The organism is Mesorhizobium sp. M6A.T.Cr.TU.014.01.1.1 (assembly GCF_004022765.1).
Taxonomy (GTDB): Bacteria; Pseudomonadota; Alphaproteobacteria; order Rhizobiales; family Rhizobiaceae; genus Mesorhizobium; species Mesorhizobium mediterraneum.
The window spans coordinates 53,750-74,453 of record NZ_RZPG01000018.1 but is presented as its reverse complement, the minus strand read 5'-3'; the positions used below and the strand labels follow the sequence as shown (position 1 = coordinate 74,453).

Genomic DNA, 20,704 nt, shown 5'->3' with positions numbered 1-20,704 from the left:
CTTAAATATTTTAAGAAAATTTGCGTCTGATTCTAGAGGTTTAACCGACCAGTAACATTAACGCGCTTTAATCACGGTCAGTCTGTACCGGGTATCTGCGGGTAAATGCGATGCAATTCAGTATTTTGAAGGCAAACGGACGCAACCTGGCGCGCGGTTTCGCCGTCCTTATGGTTGCGGGCACCGCGGCGGGATGCAGTTCCCAGGTCTCGCGGTTCAACAGCGTCGATGACGTCTTCACCTCCTCGACCAACAACCAGCGCACCATCATCGACAAGCAGGACGCCGCCCAGCCTTATCCCGGCGATGTCCCGGTCTCGGCCGCGCCGCTCGACGGCAGCCATACCCAGTCGGTCAGCCGCTCAAGCCTCGAACCGGTTACGACACAGCAATTGCCGCCGGTCAGCCAGTCGCAGCCAGCCCCCGCGTTGGTGCCGGCCCGCACCGCTTCGGCGCCAGCCGCCCCCCAGGTCGACCGGACTGCAACCGGGACAGTGGCAAAGCCGTTCAAGGACGCACAGCCCGACGCTCCGCGCATGGCGACGGCAGGCGGCGAACCGCGCGCCACCGAGATCATCGTTAGGGATGGCGAGACCATTTCCGGCCTGTCGCGGCGCTACGGCGTGCCCGCCGATGCCCTTATGAAAGTCAATGGGCTGAGCGCGACCAACGGGCTGAAGACCGGCCAGAAGCTCGTCATCCCGGCCTATGCCTATTCGGGCAAGAAACCGGCGCCGAAGCTTGCCGACGCCAAGCCTGCGAACGACACCAAGCACGATTTGCCGGCCAAGGCGCCGGAGATGGTAGCCGTGCTGCCGCAGCAGCCGAAGCTCAAGGAGGGCAAGTCCGCCGCGCAGGTGGATGCCTCGGCGGCCGCGAGCCAGCCGAAGGACGGAAAACCCGCGTCCAGGACGGCTGGTGCCGGTGGCACCTACACGGTCCAGCAGGGCGATACGCTGTCGGCCATCGCCAGGAAAACCGGCGTCGGCGTGGCTGCGTTGAAGCAGGCGAACGGCATGCAGGACGGCCTGCTCAAGATTGGCCAGACCCTGAAGGTGCCGGCCGGCGGAACCGCGACGGTTGCCAGCGCCAAGCCGGCAAAGGTCGATCCGGTAACGACAGCCACCACTCCGCCTGCGGCAAAGACCACGCCGTCGGAGACGCTCGCCGCCTACACGCCGCCGAAGAAGGATGCGAAGGTCATCCAGCAGGCCGAGGACGATGACGCGGTGGCGCCCAACGCCACCGGCATCGGCAAGATGCGGTGGCCGGTGCGCGGCCGCGTGATCTCCGGCTTTGGCGGCGGCAAGGACGGCGTCGACATCGCCGTGCCGGAAGGAACCCCGGTCAAGGCGGCCGAGAACGGCGTCGTCATCTATGCCGGCGATGGTCTCAAGGAATTCGGCAATACGGTGCTGGTGCGCCACGAGAACGGATTGGTCACGGTCTATGGCCACGCCCGTTCGATCGAGGTCCAGCGCGGCCAGAAGGTCAAGCGCGGCCAGGAAATCGCGCAGTCCGGCATGAGCGGCACCACCGACTCGCCGAAACTGCATTTCGAAGTCCGCAAGAACTCGGCGCCGGTCGATCCTTCGACCTATCTTGAATAAAGGAAGTCGATCCTTCGACCTATCTCGAATAAAGGAAGTCGATCCTTCGACCTATCTCGAATAGAAGAAGAAAAGCGATTGCGCGCCGCCTGACCTCCAGTCCGGCCCGCCGGCTCAGCCCGCTCCGTAAGGGGCGGGCTTTTTCAGTCGCTTTTCTGGACCATGATCTTGTCCGAAAACCGGGCTCCACTTTTCGGGATCATGGTCTAATCCTTGAGCGATTTGCCGAGCCGGCCTGCCAGATCCTGGGTGAACTGCCAGGCAACGCGGCCCGAACGGCTGCCGCGCGTCGTCGCCCATTCCAGCGCCTCGGCGCGCAGCGTCTCGGGATCGATGGCAAGGCCGTGATGGCTGACATAGCCGTCGATCATGTCGAGATACTCGTCCTGCGAGCATTTGTGGAAGCCGAGCCAGAGGCCGAAGCGATCGGACAGCGAAACTTTTTCCTCGACCGCCTCCGACGGATTGATCGCGGTCGAGCGTTCATTGTCGATCATGTCGCGCGGCAATAGATGTCGCCGGTTCGAGGTGGCATAGAAGATCACATTGGCCGGGCGGCCCTCGACGCCGCCTTCGAGCGCCGCTTTCAGCGATTTGTAGGACGTGTCATCATGGTCGAAGGACAGGTCGTCGCAAAACAGGATAAAGCGGTAAGGTGCTGCCTTCAGCAAATTCATAAGCTTTGGCAGCGTGTCGATGTCTTCGCGATGGATCTCGATGAGCTTGAGCGGCAGGTCCAGCTTTGCCGACGCGTTGACCGCCGCATGCACGGCCTTGACCAGCGAGGACTTGCCCATGCCGCGCGCTCCCCACAACAGCACGTTGTTGGCTGCATAACCGGAAGCGAAGCGCTCGGTGTTGTCGACCAATATGTCGCGGACGCGGTCGACGCCGCGGATCAGGCCGATGTCGACGCGATTGACCTTGAGCACGGGCTCCAGATAGCCGGCATCAGCCTGCCAGACGAAGCAATCGGCCTTGCCGAGATCGGTTTCCGGCACCGGCGGCGGAGCGAGGCTGGCGACCGCCTCGATCAGGCGGTCGAGCTTCTTGTTCAGGGCTTCGATGGTGCTGTCGCTCATTCTATCTTTGCACTCAGGAGGGGATGACACGGAACCTAATCTGGTTCCGGCGTTTCGGAACCAGTTCCAACCTTTTGTTAGAACATGATCTTTTCCGAAAACCGGGCGTCGTTTTTTGGGATCATGCTCTAACACGGCTCAACCAGCCGGAAAAGCAGCTGAAATGCTTGGCCGCAGTTGCATTGGCAACTTTACCGACTATATTCCGGCGAAATTTCACGGGGCCGCCAAATTTCCCCAGGACGGTTTGGCGGCTGTCTTTCAAAATTCAGGAGTACCTAGATGTTCGTGACACCGGCATACGCCCAAGGCGTCGGCGCCTCCCCGGATATGTTCATCAGCATTTTGCCGTTCGTCCTAATTTTCGTGATCATGTATTTTCTGATCATCCGGCCGCAGCGCACCCAGTTGAAGAAGCGCGGCGAGATGCTGGCGGCGGTCCGCCGCGGAGACACAGTCGTCACCGGTGGCGGTTTCGTCGGCAAGGTGACCAAGGTGATCGACGACAATGAGCTCGAGATCGATCTCGGCGGTGGCACCAAGGTAACGGCGCTGCGCTCGACGATCGCAGACGTGCGCGTCAAGGGCGAGCCGGTGGCGAACCAGAACGCCAAGAAATAATCGGATGTCGGCGGGACGATCCGCCAGAACGCCCTGACGGACGACGCCGACGACTCTGATCTGCGGTGGCTGTGGCCATCGCAGGGGCTCTGATGCGCCCAGTCTTCTCGCTGCCAGCCCGCTCGCCCCGTCCAGGGCGCCAACGATCTCGTCGTGCTATTGCCCGCTGGTGCCTTGCCAGCAAGATTGACAATAGTTGAAGAAAGCCCGATGGCAGCACCAAAGTGAACTGCCTTGTGCTCGAGGCGAGCATTTGGCGAACCAGAACGCCAAGAAATAACCCCATTCCAGGCGGAACGATCCGCCAGAACGCCCTGACGGACGAAGCCATATGCTTTATTTCTCGCGCTTCAAGATGATCCTGATCTGGCTGGCCGTGGCCGCCACAGTGATCCTCGCTGCGCCCAATCTGTTCTCTGCCAGCACGCTGGCCCAGCTTCCCAGCTGGGTGCCGAAGCGCCAGATGACGCTCGGCCTCGATCTGCAGGGCGGCTCGCATATCCTGCTCAGGATGGATCCGAACGATCTGATCAAGGATCGGCTGGAGACGACACGCGACGAAATCAGGACACGCCTGCGCGACGCCAAGATCGGTTACACCGGCCTTTCCGGATCAGGCCGGGCCGTGCAGGTCCGCATCACCGATCCCGGTCAGCTCGAAGCCGCCAAGACGGCGCTGAAGACATTGACCGACCCGGTGGCAGCCGGCCTGTTCAGCGGCGGCTCCGTCCAGGAGATGTCGCTTGATGATTCCGAGCCCGGCCTGCTCAAGTTCGCCGTCACCGATGCCGGCATCAAGTACCGCACGTCGACGGCGTTGGCGCAGTCGCTCGAGGTTGTCGAGCGCCGCGTCAACGAGCTCGGCACCACCGAGCCGATCGTGCAACGCCAAGGTGAAGACCGCATTCTGGTCCAGGTGCCGGGCCTGCAGGATCCGCAGAGGCTGAAGGACATTCTTGGTCAGACCGCCAAGCTGACCTTCCAGATGGTCGACCAGTCGATGCCGGTGCAGGACGCGCTCAACGGTCGTCCGCCAGCGGGATCGTCGGTATTGTATTCGCAGGATGATCCGCCGGTTCCGTACCTGATCGAGAACCGCGTCATCGTTTCGGGCGAAAATCTCACCGATGCGCAGGCGACGTATAATTCCCAGACCAACGAGCCGGTGGTTTCGTTCACCTTCGATTCCAAGGGAGCGGCGCGCTTCGGCCAGGCGACCTCGCAGAATGTCGGCAAGCTGTTTGCCATTATCCTCGACAATCAGGTGATTTCGGCGCCGCAGATCCGCGAACCGATCCTTGGCGGCAGCGGCCAAATCTCGGGCAATTTTACCGCCGAGAGCGCCAACGACCTCGCCGTGCTGTTGCGTGCCGGCGCGCTGCCGGCGACGCTGACGGTGATCGAAGAGCGCACGGTAGGTCCTGGGCTCGGCGAAGATTCCATTCACGCCGGCAAGGTCGCCGGTGTGGTCGGGTCGATTCTCGTCGTCGCCTTCATGTTCGTCGCCTACGGCTTCCTCGGCTTCCTCGCCAACCTTGCGCTGGCGGTGCATGTGGCGATGATCATCGGGCTGCTGTCGCTTCTGGGCGCGACGCTGACCTTGCCGGGCATTGCCGGTATCGTGCTGACCATCGGCATGGCGGTCGATTCCAACGTTCTCATCTACGAGCGCATCCGCGAGGAGCGAAGAGCCGGCCGCTCGGTCATCCAGGCGATCGACACCGGTTTCACCAAGGCTCTGGCGACCATCGTCGATTCCAACGTCACAGCGCTGATCGCGACGGTGGTGCTGTTCTGGATCGGCACGGGGCCGGTGAAGGGTTTTGCCATATCCTTCGCCATCGGCATTCTGACTACCGTCTTCACCGCCTTCACCTTCACCCGGTTGCTGGTGTCGATCTGGCTTCGCCGGGCGCGGCCGAAGGAATTGCCGCGGGCGCCGGTGACCTTCATTCCGCCCGGTACGAGAATTCCGTTCATGGGCATCCGCCGCTGGACGTTCGCTCTGTCGAGCCTGCTATCGGTGCTGTCGGTCGTGCTGTTCATGACCATCGACATCAATTACGGCATCGACTTCAAGGGCGGTTCGCTGATCGAGGTGCAGGCCAAGGATGGCACCGCCGATCTTGCCGATATCCGCGGCAGGCTGACGGAACTCAACATCGGCGAAGTGCAGGTCCAGCAATTCGGCGAGCCGAACGACGTTTTGATCCGCGTCGGCACACAGGATGGCGGCGAGAATGCCGAGCAGACCGTTATCGACAAGGTGCGCGGCGAGCTGCAGGACCAGTATGATTTCCGCCGCGTCGAAGTGGTGGGGCCGACGGTTTCCGGCGAGCTCGCCAAGCAAGGCACGATCGCCATGCTGGTCGCGCTGCTTGGCATCCTGGCCTATGTGTGGTTCCGCTTCGAATGGCAGTTCGCGGTCGGCGCCATCATCGCCACGGTCCACGACATCGTCATGACCATCGGCTTCTTCGTCATCACTGGGCTCGAATTCAACCAATCGTCGCTGGCGGCGATCCTGACCATCATCGGCTATTCGCTCAACGACACGATCGTGGTCTATGACCGTGTTCGCGAGGATCTCAGGAAATACAAGAAGATGCCGCTGCCGGAATTGTTGAACAACGCCATCAACGAGACGCTGTCGAGAACGACGCTGACCGCGGTGACGACGATCCTGGCGCTTCTGGCGCTGGTCCTGTTCGGCGGCGAGGTGATCCGTTCGTTCACGCTGGCGATGCTGTTCGGCGTCGTCTTCGGAACCTATTCGTCGATCTTTATCGCCGCTCCGTTGCTCATCCTGTTCAAGCTGCGGCCACAGGCCGCGGCGGCCGATGAGGAGAAGCGGGTGAGCGGCGGCAAAGCCGTGGCAACCTGACGATTGCTGCGCCCGTGGCAAAAGGCATCGTCATCCGCGAAGCGCATTTCCCTGGCCGCGCGCCGATCGAGGCCTACGGCAATGGCGGGTTCCGTTTCGCCGACATGTCGCATCGCGGCTCGCTGCTGTGCCTGCCGTCGGGCATCTACGGTTGGGAGCCGGCCGACCCCCTGGCGCTGACGGCGGCGGATTTCGCCAAGCTGCTCAACGAGGCTGACAAGGTCGAGATCCTGCTGGTCGGCGCCGGCAAGGATCTCAAGCCGTTGCCGGCAGCGCTGCGTGCCGCGCTGAAGACGGCGGGCATTACGGCCGATCCGATGTCGACTGGTGCTGCCGTGCGGACCTATAATGTTCTTCTGGCGGAAAACCGTGCGGTGGCCGCCGCACTAATTGCCGTCGAGTGACGTGAGCGAAAACGCCAAAATCGTCATGGGAACGGTGCGAGCCGCCGACCATGACCGCTATGTTTCCGCGCTCTATGCGCCTGAGGACAAGCGTGACGCGCTGTTTTCGCTTTATGCCTTCAATGCCGAGATATCTGGCATCCGCGACCGTATCCGCGAGGCGCTGCCGGGCGAGGTGCGGCTGCAATGGTGGCGCGATGTCATCGCAGCCGATGACGACGTGGCAGGCAGCGGCCATCCCGTCGCGGACGCGTTGAAGGCGACGATTTCCACCTACGGTCTTCCAAAACCCGCCTTCGAGAACATGCTCGAAGCTCGCATTTTCGATCTCTATGACGACCCCATGCCGTCGCGCACCGATCTGGAAGGCTATTGCGGCGAGACCGCAGCGGCGCTCATCCAGCTGGCAGCAATGGTGCTCGATCCCGTCGAAGCGCCGCGGTTTGCCGAACTTGCGGGCAGGGCAGGCTGCGCACAGGCGATGACCGGCCTGTTGCTGCTGCTGCCGCAGCACCGCAAGCGCGGGCAATGCTTTCTCCCGGCCGACATTCTGGCCGCGGCAGGGTCGTCGCCCGAAGAATTCGTTGCGGGCGATGGTGGGCCTGGAGCGCAACGCGCTGTCGCAGCGATGATCGCGCTGGCGCGGGAACATCTTGCGGCATTCGAAGGCGGCGCGTCGGCTTTGCCGGTTTCGGTGCGCCCGGCATTTCTGCCGCTGGCCCTCTCGCGCGCCTATCTCGGCAAGATGGAGCGCGCCCGCCGCTCGCCTCTCAGAGAGGTGGCGCGACTCTCGGCTGTGCGCCGGCATTGGCTGCTGTTGCGCTGCGCGACGCGAGGCTGGCCGGACGCCTGAAGGCTGCCAAGTATGAGGAATCCAGAAAGCCGGAACTACCACCGCAGCCGTTGAGGTCTGTCACGATGGATCGCTCGATCCGGCATCGCGCATCAGCATCTCGTAGTCGCGACCACCATAGAAGATGTTGACGATGCGAACGAGATCGTCGCTGACAACGTAAGCAATGATCGCGGAGTGCTCGAACGGTCGTCACGCGATCGGCCACCGCGAGGCGCATTGCCGATGCTCTGACAGCGGTCTTCGATGCGCAAGACGAACTTCAGCGCGACATCCGGACTTCCGCCGGCCTCTACGATGTTCCTGAAAATGTCGGCAGATCATTCCTGGCAGTTTCTCGATACTCGACTTCAAGCCGCTGAATCATCAGCACGGCTCGAATGTCGGGCGACGAATCCCCGAAGGTGAGCGCGAACCTCTTCTCCCGAATAGCCCGGCCTTGTATCCTCGATCGATGCCATCACGCGCGCCCTGATCGAGGCCATGCGCTCGGCATGCTCTTCCTCCTCGCGCTGGAAGGCGCGAAGTGCTGCGCGGATGACTTCGCTTGCCGATCCGAAGGAGCCGTCCTCGACTTTTTCACGGATCATGCGCGCCATGGCAGGCGTGATGGTGACTGACAGCTTCTCGGCGGGCTCCATGGAATTGCTCCCTATGATGGAGAGTAGGATAGTATCCTACTCTCCTGGCGCCCGATCGACAAGAACAGACAGGCGGACTATTCCGCCGCTTCCGCCCGCGCTGGCAGCCCCAGCCATTCGCGGCAGTCGGCCAGCGCGCGCGATGTCACCGCACGCCGCTTGGCGACGGTCTTGTCCTTGCCGCGCAGGCGCTTTCCCTCTGACTTCGGTGCTTCCACCGGTGGGAACAGGCCGAAATTGACATTCATCGGCTGGAAGGAGCGTTTTCCCGGCTCGTCGTCGGAGACGATGTGACCGCCGGTGATGTGGTTGAGCAGCGCGCCAAAGGCTGTGGTCAACGGTGGCAGCGCCTGTGCGTGGCCCAACCGTTCGGCGGCGGCAAAGCGACCGGCAAGCAGGCCGATGGCCGCACTTTCGACATAGCCTTCGCAACCGGTGATCTGGCCGGCGAAGCGCAGGCCGGGCCGGGATTTCAGCTGCAGCGAATGGTCAAGCAGCGTCGGCGAATTGATATAGGTGTTGCGGTGCAGGCCGCCGAGGCGGGCGAATTCGGCGTTCTCCAGGCCCGGGATAGTGCTGCGGAACACGCGCACCTGCTCGGCGTGCTTCAGCTTGGTCTGGAAGCCGACCATGTTGTAGAGCGTGCCCAGCGCATTGTCCTGGCGAAGCTGCACGACGGCATAGGCCTTCACCGACGGATTGTGCGCATTGGTCAGCCCCATCGGCTTCATCGGCCCATGGCGCAGCGTCTCGACGCCGCGCTCGGCCATGATCTCGATCGGCAGGCAGCCGTCGAAATAGGGCGTGCCTTCCCATTGCTTGAATTCGGTCTTTTGGCCCTCCAGAACCGCCCCTACGAAGGCGAGATATTGCTCCTTGTCCATCGGGCAGTTGATGTAATCCTTGCCGGTGCCGCCGGGTCCGACCTTGTCGTAGCGTGACTGGAACCAGCAAATGTCCATGTCGATCGTGTCGAAATGGACGATCGGCGCGATGGCATCGAAGAAGGCGAGCGCATCGGCGCCGGTCGCTTCCGCGATCGATTGGGCGAGCCCAGGTGCGGTCAGTGGGCCGGTGGCGATGATCGCCTGGTCCCAGTCCGCAGGCGGCAGGCCGGGCACTTCCTCGCGCTGGATGGTGATGAGCGGGTGCGCTTCGAGCTTTTTGGTCACCGCTTGCGAAAACCCGTCGCGGTCGACGGCAAGCGCGCCGCCGGCCGGCACCTGGTGGGCATCGCCGGCGCTCATGATCAGCGAACCGGCCAGCCGCATTTCGGCATGCAGCAGGCCGACGGCGTTGGTCTGCGCATCGTCGGAACGGAAGGAATTGGAACAGACCAGCTCGGCCAGCCCATCCGTCTTGTGCGCATCGGTGCCGCGGACGGGGCGCATTTCATGCAGGACAACGGGAACGCCGGCTTCGGCCGCCTGCCAAGCGGCTTCGGAGCCGGCGAGACCGCCGCCGATGACGTGAATGGGATTCTTGTTCATGAGCGCCGAAATAGTCGCTTGTAGCTGCGATTGCAATTGCCCGAGTTGGCCGCGCTGTTGGCGCCAAGTGCCGCAATCGTCTACTGTCGGAGAATGGACGGGAGTCTCGGGATCTTTGCCAGAGTGATCTTTCTGATAGCCGTCATCGCCACGAGCGGATCAGCGGCCGCCGGCGAACTGGCCGCGACGGCTTCCAAGCGGATCCCCATATGCCATGGCTATAGTTGCAACTATCGCACGATGCTGGTGCTTGGCCCCGGTGACAGCGCGCGTTTCCGCTCCATCCTGCGTGCGGGCGCGGGTTCGCCCCAAGCAGAGCGTTCCGCTGTCAAGAAAGCTGTCCGCTATTTCGAGCAGCGCATTTTCCGGGCTACCGGCGTTCGCGATCTGCCGCAGTCGGAATTCGGTGCATCGCGCATTAGGGGCCAGATGGATTGTGTCGACGAATCGACCAATACGCATTCGCTGCTGGTCTACCTTGCCGAGCGAAAATTGCTCAGGTTTCACAAGGTCGAGGACAATGCCTCGCGAGGCCTGTTTGTCGATGGGCGCTATCCCCATTGGACAGCGGTGATCAGCGACCGCGAAGGCACCGAATGGGTGGTGGATTCCTGGTATGCGGCGATGGGCGGCGCGCCGGATATTTTTCCGCTGAGCCAGTGGAAGAAACGGGGCGTGCTGGAAAGCGGTGCGCTGGACTGACGACAGCGACGTCCCGCCAAAACGGCTCTCCCAAAATCCGCTCAGAGTGCCTCGACCCTGAAAACAACAACACCCGCCGGGGGAGGAGGTCCGGCGGGTGTCGTTTTGCTGGCCGATCCTCGGGAGGAGGTGAAGATCGACCGTATTCGTCATCGCCGGGGAGGAGGTCGGCTTTGACGAAATTCCTTTCGCCTGATGAAAGGGGCGAAACCCCAGGACGAAACTCGTTTCGTCCTTTTGAACAGCGCCCGCCGCGGGAGGAGGTGCGGCGGGCGCCGTTTTTGTGGTCAACCCTCGGGAGGAGGTGAAGGCTGACCGTATTCGTCAGGGTCGGGGAGGAGGTCGACCCTGGCGAAATTCCTTGATTAGATCGCCTTGCGGGCGATGATCTTGATCTCGTCGCGGACGATACCGAGATCATGCAGCTGGCGGTTCGAAAGGCGACCCAGCTCGGTAACCGTCGAGCGATAAACGCGCCAGTTACGATAGTTGCGGATCAGGTTCATTGTCGTTCTCTTTTCAAGTCAAACTGGTTCGGACCATTTGCGGTCCGAAGAGGATTAGACCGCCTTGCGGGCGACGTAGTGGATGTCGCTGCGGCTGATGCCGAGGTCGGTCAGTTCGCGGTTGCTCAGGCGGCTCAGCTCGGAAACGGTGTCCCGGTAGCGGCGCCAGTTGCGGTAGTTGCGGATCAGGTTCATGGTATTTCTCGTTTCGTCTTTCTTTCGGATCATTCCGTCTTTGTGTACGCCCTGAAGATAGGTGGGGTCATATCGATTTAAAAGCGCTATTGGTGCATGGCAGCAATGCAAATTGTGCAATGCACCATCACGCGGCGCTCACGTGTTCGACATAGATAAGCCGGAATCGGAAAATGTCGTGGCGTCAACGATTTGGCCGGGTCGGCTGAAAAAAAGACCAAGCTGGGGGAGAAAGGTATGGCGAGCTATTCGTCACGCGTCAGGGCCGATATCGCACGATGGCTGCAGGCCGGCCTGATCGATGCCCCGACAGCCGACGCGCTGACGCGCGACGTCGAAGCCAATCAACGGAGATCGCTGAGCTTCGGTTCGATCCTGGCGATGATGGCGGCGCTGCTGTTTGGCGCGGCCGTCCTGATCTTCGTCGCCGCCAATTGGGAAGCCATCCCGCGGCTGGCGCGGGTGGCGGCGCTCTTCGCGATCATCATCGCCGGCTATGTCGGCGGCGCGGTGCTGAAGACACGCGACCATGCTGCGATCGGCGAGGCGCTTTGGATCGTCGCCGCGGCGGCATTCGGCGGATCGATCGCGCTGATCGGCCAGATGTATCATCTGTCTGGCGACGAGGCATCGGCCTTGATCACCTGGGGCGCAGGCACGGCCTTGGCGGCGGTTGCGCTGCGCTCGAACCCGTTGACAGTCGCTGCTGTCGGCATTGCCGATGCCTGGCTGTTCCTGAAGGGCTTCGATTATTTTAGTCGCACGGAGTTCCCGCATTTCTTCATCGTCATGGCGCTGGTGCTGTTTGCCATTTCATTCTGGACGCGCAGCCAGGCGGCGCGCCACCTGATCATTCTGTCGGTCCTCTTCTATCTCGTGCTCCTGGTGACGCGTCAGGACACGCTGCAGGTTGCCATCCCGCTCGTTGTCACGTCGGCGGTCCTTTTCGCCGCTGCGATCTTTGCTGCCGAGCTTGTCGACAGGGTCTTGCAACTCGGTGGCAGGTTGCCCTTGCACGCGCTGATCGGATTTCTCACCGGCCTGGCGATGATCCAGTTCGAATTAGCCGATTTGAGCAGCTACAAAAGCGGCTTCGGCATTGCCTCGGCCATTGCGCTCGCCGGCATTGTAGCAGCAATCGTGCTGGGCGGCCGCGAGAGCAGGGGCTTGCGCTGGGTTGCCTATGCCGGCTTCGCCTTCGAACTCGCCATCATTTACATGGTGATGTTGCAGTCCATGCTCGACACGGCAGGCTTCTTCCTTGCGGCAGCAGTGCTTCTCGGCATCCTTGCCCTTGTCATCATCCGCATTGAAAAGCGCATGAGGTCCCCGAGCATGGAAGGAGCGGCGGCATGATGACCGGTAAAAAACTGATCATTTCGGCGGTGGTGCTGGCGCTCGTCCAGATCGGTTTCCTGAGCTGGATCATCGCCGGCCGGGCAGCGATCCTGCGCGACGGCAGGCAAGTGCTGCTGAGGGTGGAACCGGTCGATCCGCGCGATCTCCTGCGAGGCGACTACATTTTCCTCAGCTACGATATTTCGCGCATACCGACGCAACTGATCGGCAACATTCCGGCCGGCAAGCTGACGAGTGACGACACGTCGATCGTGGTCAGGCTGAAGCAGGGCGCCGACGGCTATTGGGGTGCGACCTCGGCCTGGTTCGGCCAGGCACCTGCGCCGGCAGCATCGGACGAAGCCGACATCGTCGGACACGTATCCGCAGGCTGGGATCTCAGCCCGGAAGCAACGGCGATCGCGCCGGACTATGGCATCCAGCGCTTCTATCTGCCCGAAGGCGAGGGGATGGCGATCCAGAACGACATGCGGGTGCGGCCATTCGGCGTCCGTGTTGCAATCGCAGCCAATGGCACGGCGCAGATCAAGGCGCTGATGGACGGCGACAAGACGCTGTTCGAGGAACCGCTTTATTAGAATTGAAAAGCGTGGCCGGCTCGGACAGCATCAAACATGACAATTATCCTGACGACACGAGAAGACATAAATCTCGACTCGGTTTTCCGCGTCGCCTGGAAGAAAGACACGGTGCAAATCAGCGGCAAGGCCTTGCAGCGCATCGCAGAGTGTCGCGCGTCGTTCCTGCGTCTCATTGAAACCGACCCTGTACCGGTCATCTATGGCGTGACCACCGCCATGGGAGAACTGGCGAGCCGGCGGCTCGAACTTGGCGAGCGGGATCGCCATGCGCGCATCAAGGCCTTTGCAGCCGCCACTTCGTTCGGCGAGCCTTTGCCGGGCCGCGTGGTGAGGGCGATCGTGCTCGCCCGGCTGGCGAATTTCCTCGAAGGAAACGCCGCGACCACACCACGCATGGCGCTCGCCGTCGCCGCGATGCTGGACGGCGGACCGATGCCCATGGTGCCATCCTCCGGCCAGGGCGGCGCCGGTGAAATCCTCGCGCTCTATCCGCTGTTTGCTGAGCTTTCGACGCGCTTCGACCTGGAGGTCAAGGAACGGGGCTCCCTGATCAACGGCTCGCCTTGCGCTGCCGCACTTGTGGCCGATGCGGCCTTGGCGGCTCGCCGCCGTATTCGCCTTGCCGAAAAAGTCTTTGCGCTTTCGATCGAAGCGTTTCGCGCGCCGCTCGAACATTACGACCCGGCGCTCGATGCGCTTTGGGGCGATGAACATGAAGCAGCGGCCCTGCGGGGATTGAGGGAGTTTCTTGCCGGCGCCGGCACCGGGCGCCGTAATTATCAGGCGCCGGTCAGCTACCGCATCGTCCCTCGCATCCTCGGACACGCGCATCGCGCGCTGGCATCGGCAGAGCGTGCGGCCACCGTGTCACTCGCTTCGATCTCGGACAACCCTGTCTACATCCCGCCTGACGACGGGCATCCGCTCGGGCGTTGCATCAGCACGGGCGGTTATCACAATGCCATGGCAACTCCCGCCCTGGATGATCTGGCGGCGATATGGGCCGATATCTGCCTCTTGTGCGACCGCCACGCCTCGAAGCTTCTGAACGGCAAGGTGTCGCTCCTACCCGATCTGCTTCTGACGGGGCGGGACTGGAGCGACAGCGACGGTCACGGCAATGTCGGCTATGTGCCGATGGCGATCACGGGCTATCTGGAGCAGGCGAAACTTTCGGCCCAGCGCACCTTCATCCCGGGGACGGAATCGGCCGGCGCCGGGCAGGACGATGTCGCGACGACGGTCTTCCTCGCATGGGCGAAGGAAGCACGCGCCGGCCGCTGCCTCGATGCCGCGATGGCGATGCTGGCTGTGATCGCCTCGCAGGCGCTGCATGTCACCGAGCGCGTGGCGCCTCCGGCGCTTCAGTCGTTCGTCGCGGATATCAGGAGCATCGTGCCGCCGGTCGGCGAGGATCGCGTGCTGGGACCCGAGCTTGCGAATTTGACCGAATGGTTCACGCGCCAGGTCTTCGAGGAGTAGGCACCATATTGGTGCGGATGAAGGGACTCGAACCCCCACGCCTTTCGGCACTGGAACCTAAATCCAGGGCGTCTACCAATTCCGCCACATCCGCATTGCCCGGCCAATCCCATGTAGCCATCATTCTGTCAATGTCGCGGTCAAAATAGGGGCCGTTGGTCGGTGCGCGAAGATGGTTGAAAATTAGCCGCGCCTGTGACAAAAGGCGTGTCGAATGTGACGGGATGCGACGATCCGCTTCTGCAGAATGTGATAAGAAGTAGGAAAAACAAAGACTTATTCACATTTTGGAGCGTATTTCTGGAGGATTTGAGCCGCTTTGGGCGGACAGATCGCCAAGTCCCGCACCAAAAGCCATTCTCGGCAAGATCATACCGGCAGGTTGTAAACGGCAGGAGCCGTTTGGCGGCCTCATTGGTGAAAACAAAGGTTCTATGATGCAGGTCACCGAAACGCTCAACTCCGGTCTCAAGCGCGAGATCAAGATCACCGTGCCGGCCGGTGACATGGAAGCCAAGCTGATGGCGCGGCTTTCCGATGCCAGGAACAAGGTCCGCATCAACGGCTTCCGTCCCGGCAAGGTGCCGGTGCAGCACTTGCGCAAGGTCTACGGCAAGTCGTTCATGGCCGAAGTGGTCAACGAGATCCTCAACGATTCGACCCGTTCGGTCATTACCGGGCGCGGCGAAAAGGCCGCCATGCAGCCCGAAGTGATCATGACCGAGGACGAGAAGGAGGCCGAGAAGATCCTGGCCGGCGGCGCCGACTTCGAGTTCCGGCTGAATTACGAGATCATTCCGCCGATCGAGATCAAGGATTTCTCCGACATCAAGGTGACGCGTCAGGTATTCGACGTGCCCGACACCGAGATCGACGAGCAGGTCCAGCGTGTCGCCGAATCGGCGCGCAGCTATGAGCCGAAGACCGGCAAGGCCGCCGAAGGCGACCGCGTGACGATCGACTATGTCGGCAAGATCGACGGCGAAGCCTTCAGCGGCGGCGCCGGCACGGACCAGCCGCTGGTGCTCGGCTCCAAGGAATTCATTCCCGGCTTCGAGGATCAGCTCATCGGCAGCAAGGCCGGCGACGAGACGCAGGTCACGGTCACGTTCCCGGAAAACTACCAGGCGGCGCATCTCGCCGGCAAGGAAGCGACCTTCGACGTCACCGTCAAGGAAGTGTCCAAGCCCGGTGCGTTGGAGATCAACGACGAAACGGCCAAGAATCTCGGCCTGGAGTCGCTGGAGCGCCTGCGTGAAGTGGTGCGCACCCAGATCGAGAACCAGTTCGGCTCGATGACGCGCCAGAAGATCAAGCGCCAACTGCTCGACCAGCTCGATGCAGCCTACTCGTTCGAGGCGCCGTCGAAGCTCGTCGAGGCCGAGTTCAACAACATCTGGAACCAGGTCAACCGCGATCTGGAAACCGCCGGCCGCACCTTCGCCGACGAGGAGACCACGGAAGAAGAGGCGCGCACCGAATATATGCGGCTTGCCGAGCGCCGTGTGCGTCTCGGCCTGGTTCTCGCCGAAATCGGCGAGAAGGCCGGCGTCACCGTGTCGGACGACGAATTGCAGCGCGGCCTGTTCGAGCAGGTGCGCCGCTATCCGGCCGCCCAGCAGCAGGAAGCCTTCGAATTCTACCGCAGCAATCCCGAAGCGCTGAACACGCTGCGCGCACCGCTGTTCGAGGAGAAGGTGGTCGACCATCTGCTCGGCCAGATCTCCGTCACCGACGTCAAGGTCAGCAAGGAAGAGCTGATGGCCGACGACGAGGACACCGAGACGGCCAAGGCGAAGCCGGCGAAGAAAACCGCCGCGAAGAAGGCTGACGCCAAGCAGGCCGACGATGCGGAAGAGCCGAAGAAAAAGGCCGCGCCGAAGAAAAAGGCTGCCAAGGACGCCGAATAACACCGCGTTCTGCGGATGGTGAAAGGCCGCCCTCGAGGCGGCCTTTTTCGTTGCTGTCGATGCCGCAAGGCCGCAACCGTCACCGCCACCGCCCTAGAGCGCTTCATCGTTTCACGGAAACGCCGAACCGCTCTATCTCTTTGTTTTTGCGCAATTCCGGACGGAAAACCGTTTCACACTTTTCCTGGAATTGCTCTAATCGCGAGGCAATTGAGTGACGAGGATCCGCATCACGGTCACCCGTTCGGGCAGTTCAACGAGAAACTCTTCGTCGCGCGGCAGGTGATGGATCTTGCGCGGGTCGCCGCCGGTGAAGCTCGCCATGGCGTCGACGTCTGGCCAGTATGAGATCGTCACGAACTCCGTTTCTTCTTCGCGATCTTCGCGAAACAACTGCACGCCAAGCGCCTTCTCCTGAAGCGGCGGAATGCCTTCGCGGCGCAGATATGGCTCGTAGGCGTCTGCCAGATCGCGGCGCGTCCTTCCCCGCCAGATCCGGGCAATTGTGGCGTTGTCGTTCATGAAGTGCTCCTCTGTGCGGGCGATTAATGCAGGACCTCGCCGAGAAACCCTCGCGCCAAGGGCAGGGCGGCCTCGAAATGGGTTTCCAGCAGCCAATGCCCGGCGTCGTTTAGCAAATGCAGTTCGGCCTCGGGGAGATCGCGCAGATAGGCGCGCGCTGCCGGCTCGGGCATGTATTCGTCCTTCGGCCCCCAAAGGATCATTGCCGGCGGCCGCTGTTCGCGCAGGTATTCCTGGTAACGAGGGAACCAGTCGAGGTTAGCCTTGAGCTTCTCCATCAGTCCGACCGAAAGCGCACGGCGCACCGGCGTATCCATCAGCGGCCAATGCAATTTCCACATATCGGGCGGCACACGTCGGGCGACGTCGTCATCGACTTCGCCGACGAACTCGGCGCGAAAGCCGTCCTCGCTTACCGCTTCTTCCAGCGGCGCGCGGTTCTCTGGTGAAGGATCCCGCCAAAAGCGCTGGATCGTTTCGTATTTGGGGCCAAGGGCATCCGCGTAGATGTCGCCGTTCTGGATGATGAGGGCCCTGATCCGGGATGGATGCGCTATTGCGTGGCGCAGGCCGATCTGCGAGCCGTAGTCGTGCAGCCACAGCGCATAGCTTTCGAGCCCCAGCGCGTCGGTGAACCGCTCCAGGAAAGTCGCGTAGGCGTCGAAATCATAGCCGAACCGTGCCGGATCTGGGGTCCCACTGTAGCCAAAGCCGGGGAAGTCCGGCGCGACAGTCCGCCACCGATCGGCGAGCGCCGGCATCAGCCGGCGATACTGGAAGGATGAGCAGGGATAGCCATGCGGAAGCAGCAACACCGGCGCGGCTTCAGGGCCTGCCTCTCTGTAGAAGACCGTCTCGCCGTCGATCGTGAGGGCGCTGTGGCGCACCTCCAGGACGCTGCTGTCGTTCATGGACGCTTCTCTGATATTTGATCTTGCTGACGCTGAACCGTAGCTGGTCTAACGCCTTTGGCCGGGATGCGTTCCGGCTGTGCGCCGATCGAGTTGCCTCATTGCTTCGGCGGCAAATCTTGCTGGTCGGCTTCTTCTATCTGCCAGCCAGATTCTGTGGTATGTAGATGCCGCAATTCCATACGCCAGAAGCGGATATTCCGCTCTGTCGTGCAAAGGGGCGCATGCCGTGTCGGCACGCGCAGATCGTCCAAGGCAGATTTGGCGATCGGGGAGGAAATGCCATGCGCGCAATCGCGTTTTTCGCCGCCGTGTCCGCTGCGACGTTCATCACGAACCAATCCCAGGCACAAGATGCCGCCGCGGGCGAGAAGGTCTTCACCAAGTGCAAGGTCTGTCACGTCGTGGACAAGGACCAGAACAAGGTCGGTCCGTCATTGAGTGGCGTCATCGGCCGAACGGCCGGCACGCATCCGGGGTTCAAATATTCCAAAGCCATGACCGAGGCCGGCAAATCCGGCGTCAAATGGGATGAAGCCACGCTGACGAATTATCTTCGCGATCCCAAAGCCATGATCAAAGGCGGGAAGATGGCGTTTCCCGGCCTCAAGAAGGACGAGGATCTTGCCAACGTCATCGCCTATCTGAAGCAATTCTCCAAATGACCCGGTTCTTCCGCCAGGAAGTAACCCGGTTCTTCCGCCGGCCGATCTGCCGGCCAGATTGCATGCCCCCGTCTGGGGTCGCCTGAAATGTCGGCTCGGGAAAGCGGCCTCAAGGATACCGGTATCCAGATCTCGGAAGCGACGGTCAGTGATTTCTTCGCGCTTCTGAAACCACGCGTCATGGCGCTTGCTGTTTTTACCGCTTTCGTTGGTCTGATGGTGGCACCCGGGGTGATGAATCCGGTCATTGCCGTCATTGCAATCGGTGCAATTGCGGTTGGGGCAGGAGCGGCCGGGGCTCTCAACATGTGGTACGATGCCGATATTGATGCGTTGATGTCGCGCACGTCAAAACGGCCGATCCCATCAGGCCGGGTCACGCCAGGCGAAGCTCTCGGCTTCGGTCTGGTGCTTTCCGTACTTTCGGTCATGACGCTCGGCGTGCTGGTGGGATGGCTTGCCGCAGCGCTGCTGGCCTTCACCATCTTCTTCTACGTCGTCGTCTATACGATGTGGCTGAAACGCTCGACGCCGCAGAACATCGTCATAGGCGGTGCCGCGGGTGCTCTTCCTCCTGTCATCGGGTGGGCGGCGGCCACTGGCGCCGTCGGGATTGAAAGCCTCATTCTGTTTCTCATTATCTTCCTCTGGACGCCGCCGCATTTCTGGGCACTCGCGCTGTTCAAGATCGGCGACTATGCCGCGGCCGGCATTCCCATGATGCCGAACGTGGCCGGCCAGGCTTCGACCAGAAAACAGGTCTTCGTCTATTCGCTGATCCTGGCACCAATCGGCGTGCTGCCTTGGGCTTTCGGGTTCGCGAGCGGATTCTACGGGATTGTTTCGGCCGCATTGGGCGCAGGCTTCATCTGGCATGCCTGGAAGCTGCTGGTCGACAAAAGGCGGGTTGAAGGGTGGGAGATGAAACGCGCAAAGGCGCTGTTTGCCTATTCGATTTTCTATCTTTTCGCGATCTTTGCCGTGCTGCTTGCCGACACCATCGTATTGCGTGCCGTCATGTCAGCCGGAAATTGACGGTATGCCTGTCTCGTGGCTCAAGTGAATCCTGATGTTCTCGGATTGCTTGCCAGATTGAGACAGTCAGTCGGCGATTGCCGAACGAGGTGTGCCCGAACCTGCTCGAACCTCACGTTGGAACTACACAGAATCCCAGCAACAGCAGAATAACTATGCCAAGGCCGAGTATGAGAACGGTCTTTCCATCCATGACCTTCACCCTGCAACCCACTTTGGAGAATATCGGAGAAAGGCCGTTAGAGCTAGCCTGATCACTGGAGCCGCGCTGTTCTGACAAAGGGCGACAAACGCCATGCAAGAGAGTATGTTGATCATGGTGCAGGTCGCGGTTTTGCGTGGCCAGTCACGCTGAACGACGGCACCGTGAACCGCGACCTTACCGGACCTGGTCTGGAGGAATGGTCATGGCAAGTTTTCACGTGATTGCAGGCGCCAGCGAGACGCTGGAACACACCAGAATTCGAAAGATTGGCGTTTCCGACCTTTTCGACGCGCTCAGGCGTGGCGTCGACGATTTCATGGTCAAACCGTCGCATATCGTTTTCCTCTGCCTGATCTATCCGCTGGTCGGCGTCGTGCTCGCTGTCTGGACATCGGGCAACAATGCGCTGCCGCTGTTGTTTCCGCTGGTGTCAGGTTTTGCGCTGATCGGTCCATTCGCGGCGCTCGGCCTCTATGAGATCAGCCGGCGACGGGAGGCCGGGCTGGACGCCTCCTGGAGCCACGCTTTCGAGGTCAGGAATTCTCCGGCGTTGCCGGCCATCGCAGCGGTCGGCATCATGCTGCTTGCGATCTTCATCGCCTGGCTTTTGACCGCCCAGGCATTTTACCAGACCCTCTTCGGCCCGGCCCCGCCGGAATCGCTGTCCGGCTTCATCAGTGAAATATTCGCCACCGGACGTGGCTGGACGCTGGTTATCCTTGGGCACGCTATCGGTTTCGTCTTCGCCGCGGTCGTGTTGTGCACCACAGTCGTCGCGTTCCCGTTGTTGCTCGACCGCGACGTCGGCGCCTACGAAGCCATCCACACCTCGGTGCGCGTGGTCCTGGCGAACCCGATCGTGATGGCTGTCTGGGGACTGATTGTCGCCGTCGCCCTGATCATAGGCTCGCTGCCGGTGTTCGCCGGGCTGGCGGTCGTGCTGCCGATCCTCGGTCACGCCACCTGGCACGTCTATCGCAAAGTTGTGGAATCGCCGGCTTCCACCAAGCCGGCGAGCTGAAAATCCTGGCCTGCCGTACCGGCGA

At 61.7% G+C, this 20,704-nt stretch carries 20 protein-coding genes, 1 tRNA gene and 1 pseudogene; 13 read left to right on the top strand and 9 right to left on the bottom strand.

All coding sequences use genetic code 11. The annotated features are described in order from the left end of the window. Nucleotides 1–110: 110 nt before the first annotated feature. Nucleotides 111–1,610, top strand: coding sequence for a peptidoglycan DD-metalloendopeptidase family protein (locus EN885_RS20655; RefSeq protein WP_128241826.1), 1,500 nt, complete (start codon nt 111–113; stop codon nt 1,608–1,610). A 206-nt stretch (nt 1,611–1,816) separates the two neighbouring features. On the opposite strand, the gene EN885_RS20650 is transcribed toward EN885_RS20655, so the two are convergent. Further along, nucleotides 1,817–2,692, bottom strand: coding sequence for an ATP-binding protein (locus EN885_RS20650; protein ID WP_128241827.1), 876 nt, complete (start codon nt 2,690–2,692; stop codon nt 1,817–1,819). Between the two features lie 282 nt (nt 2,693–2,974). Between EN885_RS20650 and yajC the strand changes: the two genes are divergently transcribed. From yajC to EN885_RS20630, 4 genes are all read left to right on the top strand, one after another. Further along, entirely contained in the window at nt 2,975–3,313 is a 339-nt protein-coding gene (yajC, locus tag EN885_RS20645) for a preprotein translocase subunit YajC (RefSeq protein WP_008876289.1), read from the top strand. 331 nt (nt 3,314–3,644) lie between these two features. Continuing rightward, entirely contained in the window at nt 3,645–6,197 is a 2,553-nt protein-coding gene (secDF, locus tag EN885_RS20640; protein WP_128241828.1) for a protein translocase subunit SecDF, read from the top strand. Nucleotides 6,198–6,211: 14 nt separating this feature from the next. Further along, on the top strand, nt 6,212–6,601 hold the full coding sequence (locus EN885_RS20635) for an Mth938-like domain-containing protein (protein WP_095485461.1): 390 nt from the start codon (nt 6,212–6,214) through the stop codon (nt 6,599–6,601). A gap of 1 nt (nt 6,602) precedes the next feature. Beyond that, a complete protein-coding gene (locus EN885_RS20630; RefSeq protein ID WP_164897886.1) occupies nt 6,603–7,454 on the top strand; it encodes a phytoene/squalene synthase family protein in 852 nt (283 codons plus the stop codon). A 60-nt stretch (nt 7,455–7,514) separates the two neighbouring features. Here EN885_RS20630 and EN885_RS34315 read toward each other — a convergent pair. From EN885_RS34315 to trmFO, 3 genes and pseudogenes are all read right to left on the bottom strand, one after another. Next, nucleotides 7,515–7,821, bottom strand: a pseudogene (locus tag EN885_RS34315) (type II toxin-antitoxin system RelE/ParE family toxin). After that, complete coding sequence (locus tag EN885_RS20620; protein ID WP_128241829.1) at nt 7,805–8,095, bottom strand: type II toxin-antitoxin system ParD family antitoxin; 291 nt, start codon at nt 8,093–8,095, stop codon at nt 7,805–7,807. The pseudogene EN885_RS34315 and the gene EN885_RS20620 overlap by 17 nt, the downstream one beginning before the upstream one ends. Before the next feature lie 77 nt (nt 8,096–8,172). Beyond that, a complete protein-coding gene (trmFO, locus tag EN885_RS20615; RefSeq protein ID WP_128241830.1) occupies nt 8,173–9,585 on the bottom strand; it encodes a methylenetetrahydrofolate--tRNA-(uracil(54)-C(5))-methyltransferase (FADH(2)-oxidizing) TrmFO in 1,413 nt (470 codons plus the stop codon). A 123-nt stretch (nt 9,586–9,708) separates the two neighbouring features. Between trmFO and EN885_RS20610 the strand changes: the two genes are divergently transcribed. Beyond that, nucleotides 9,709–10,287 (top strand): hypothetical protein, encoded by a 579-nt coding sequence (locus EN885_RS20610; protein ID WP_245493114.1) that lies wholly within the window; start codon nt 9,709–9,711, stop codon nt 10,285–10,287. Between the two features lie 365 nt (nt 10,288–10,652). On the opposite strand, the gene EN885_RS20605 is transcribed toward EN885_RS20610, so the two are convergent. Beyond that, nucleotides 10,653–10,793 (bottom strand): DUF1127 domain-containing protein, encoded by a 141-nt coding sequence (locus tag EN885_RS20605; RefSeq protein ID WP_095485458.1) that lies wholly within the window; start codon nt 10,791–10,793, stop codon nt 10,653–10,655. Nucleotides 10,794–10,847: 54 nt separating this feature from the next. Next, nucleotides 10,848–10,988 carry a DUF1127 domain-containing protein gene (locus EN885_RS20600; protein WP_006335194.1) on the bottom strand — a complete coding sequence of 47 codons (141 nt, stop codon included), beginning with the start codon at nt 10,986–10,988 and terminating at the stop codon, nt 10,848–10,850. 237 nt (nt 10,989–11,225) lie between these two features. On the opposite strand from EN885_RS20600, the gene EN885_RS20595 reads away from it, so the two are divergent. The 3 genes from EN885_RS20595 to EN885_RS20585 are packed head-to-tail and all read left to right on the top strand — an operon-like array spanning nt 11,226 to nt 14,410. After that, complete coding sequence (locus EN885_RS20595; protein ID WP_128241831.1) at nt 11,226–12,344, top strand: DUF2157 domain-containing protein; 1,119 nt, start codon at nt 11,226–11,228, stop codon at nt 12,342–12,344. After that, nucleotides 12,341–12,925: a GDYXXLXY domain-containing protein gene (locus tag EN885_RS20590; protein WP_128241832.1), complete on the top strand. Its 585-nt coding sequence runs from the start codon at nt 12,341–12,343 to the stop codon at nt 12,923–12,925. The genes EN885_RS20595 and EN885_RS20590 overlap by 4 nt, the downstream gene beginning before the upstream one ends. A gap of 36 nt (nt 12,926–12,961) precedes the next feature. Further along, nucleotides 12,962–14,410 carry an aromatic amino acid lyase gene (locus EN885_RS20585; RefSeq protein WP_128241833.1) on the top strand — a complete coding sequence of 483 codons (1,449 nt, stop codon included), beginning with the start codon at nt 12,962–12,964 and terminating at the stop codon, nt 14,408–14,410. A gap of 9 nt (nt 14,411–14,419) precedes the next feature. Here EN885_RS20585 and EN885_RS20580 read toward each other — a convergent pair. Beyond that, nucleotides 14,420–14,504, bottom strand: a tRNA-Leu gene (locus EN885_RS20580). Nucleotides 14,505–14,847: 343 nt separating this feature from the next. Between EN885_RS20580 and tig the strand changes: the two genes are divergently transcribed. After that, nucleotides 14,848–16,320: a trigger factor gene (tig, locus tag EN885_RS20575; protein WP_095485590.1), complete on the top strand. Its 1,473-nt coding sequence runs from the start codon at nt 14,848–14,850 to the stop codon at nt 16,318–16,320. Nucleotides 16,321–16,515: 195 nt separating this feature from the next. Here the strand turns inward: tig and EN885_RS20570 are convergent, their stop codons facing one another. Together EN885_RS20570 and EN885_RS20565 are read right to left on the bottom strand one after the other, a co-directional pair. Beyond that, nucleotides 16,516–16,842, bottom strand: coding sequence for a hypothetical protein (locus tag EN885_RS20570; RefSeq protein ID WP_095485455.1), 327 nt, complete (start codon nt 16,840–16,842; stop codon nt 16,516–16,518). 23 nt (nt 16,843–16,865) lie between these two features. Then, complete coding sequence (locus tag EN885_RS20565) at nt 16,866–17,753, bottom strand: alpha/beta hydrolase (protein WP_128335212.1); 888 nt, start codon at nt 17,751–17,753, stop codon at nt 16,866–16,868. Nucleotides 17,754–18,037: 284 nt separating this feature from the next. Between EN885_RS20565 and EN885_RS20560 the strand changes: the two genes are divergently transcribed. The 3 genes from EN885_RS20560 to EN885_RS20550 all read left to right on the top strand — a co-directional run bounded on the left by EN885_RS20560 (nt 18,038) and on the right by EN885_RS20550 (nt 20,679). Further along, nucleotides 18,038–18,418: a cytochrome c family protein gene (locus tag EN885_RS20560; protein ID WP_095485453.1), complete on the top strand. Its 381-nt coding sequence runs from the start codon at nt 18,038–18,040 to the stop codon at nt 18,416–18,418. An 87-nt stretch (nt 18,419–18,505) separates the two neighbouring features. Continuing rightward, nucleotides 18,506–19,453 (top strand): heme o synthase, encoded by a 948-nt coding sequence (locus tag EN885_RS20555; protein ID WP_128242697.1) that lies wholly within the window; start codon nt 18,506–18,508, stop codon nt 19,451–19,453. Nucleotides 19,454–19,860: 407 nt separating this feature from the next. Next, nucleotides 19,861–20,679 carry a DUF2189 domain-containing protein gene (locus EN885_RS20550; RefSeq protein WP_095485451.1) on the top strand — a complete coding sequence of 273 codons (819 nt, stop codon included), beginning with the start codon at nt 19,861–19,863 and terminating at the stop codon, nt 20,677–20,679. Nucleotides 20,680–20,704 lie beyond the last annotated feature (25 nt).

What these genes read in the sequence shown, in the direction of transcription:
- EN885_RS20555 (WP_128242697.1), top strand. Translation starts at nt 18,506, where the DNA reads ATGTCGGCTCGGGAAAGCGGCCTCAAGGATACCGGTATCCAGATCTCG.
- EN885_RS20565 (WP_128335212.1), bottom strand. Translation starts at nt 17,753, where the DNA reads ATGAACGACAGCAGCGTCCTGGAGGTGCGCCACAGCGCCCTCACGATC.
- yajC (WP_008876289.1), top strand. Translation starts at nt 2,975, where the DNA reads ATGTTCGTGACACCGGCATACGCCCAAGGCGTCGGCGCCTCCCCGGAT.
- EN885_RS20620 (WP_128241829.1), bottom strand. Translation starts at nt 8,095, where the DNA reads ATGGAGCCCGCCGAGAAGCTGTCAGTCACCATCACGCCTGCCATGGCG.
- EN885_RS20655 (WP_128241826.1), top strand. Translation starts at nt 111, where the DNA reads ATGCAATTCAGTATTTTGAAGGCAAACGGACGCAACCTGGCGCGCGGT.
- EN885_RS20595 (WP_128241831.1), top strand. Translation starts at nt 11,226, where the DNA reads ATGGCGAGCTATTCGTCACGCGTCAGGGCCGATATCGCACGATGGCTG.
- EN885_RS20600 (WP_006335194.1), bottom strand. Translation starts at nt 10,988, where the DNA reads ATGAACCTGATCCGCAACTACCGCAACTGGCGCCGCTACCGGGACACC.
- EN885_RS20650 (WP_128241827.1), bottom strand. Translation starts at nt 2,692, where the DNA reads ATGAGCGACAGCACCATCGAAGCCCTGAACAAGAAGCTCGACCGCCTG.
- EN885_RS20550 (WP_095485451.1), top strand. Translation starts at nt 19,861, where the DNA reads ATGGCAAGTTTTCACGTGATTGCAGGCGCCAGCGAGACGCTGGAACAC.
- EN885_RS20590 (WP_128241832.1), top strand. Translation starts at nt 12,341, where the DNA reads ATGATGACCGGTAAAAAACTGATCATTTCGGCGGTGGTGCTGGCGCTC.
- EN885_RS20605 (WP_095485458.1), bottom strand. Translation starts at nt 10,793, where the DNA reads ATGAACCTGATCCGCAACTATCGTAACTGGCGCGTTTATCGCTCGACG.
- tig (WP_095485590.1), top strand. Translation starts at nt 14,848, where the DNA reads ATGCAGGTCACCGAAACGCTCAACTCCGGTCTCAAGCGCGAGATCAAG.
- secDF (WP_128241828.1), top strand. Translation starts at nt 3,645, where the DNA reads ATGCTTTATTTCTCGCGCTTCAAGATGATCCTGATCTGGCTGGCCGTG.
- EN885_RS20570 (WP_095485455.1), bottom strand. Translation starts at nt 16,842, where the DNA reads ATGAACGACAACGCCACAATTGCCCGGATCTGGCGGGGAAGGACGCGC.
- EN885_RS20585 (WP_128241833.1), top strand. Translation starts at nt 12,962, where the DNA reads ATGACAATTATCCTGACGACACGAGAAGACATAAATCTCGACTCGGTT.
- EN885_RS20560 (WP_095485453.1), top strand. Translation starts at nt 18,038, where the DNA reads ATGCGCGCAATCGCGTTTTTCGCCGCCGTGTCCGCTGCGACGTTCATC.
- trmFO (WP_128241830.1), bottom strand. Translation starts at nt 9,585, where the DNA reads ATGAACAAGAATCCCATTCACGTCATCGGCGGCGGTCTCGCCGGCTCC.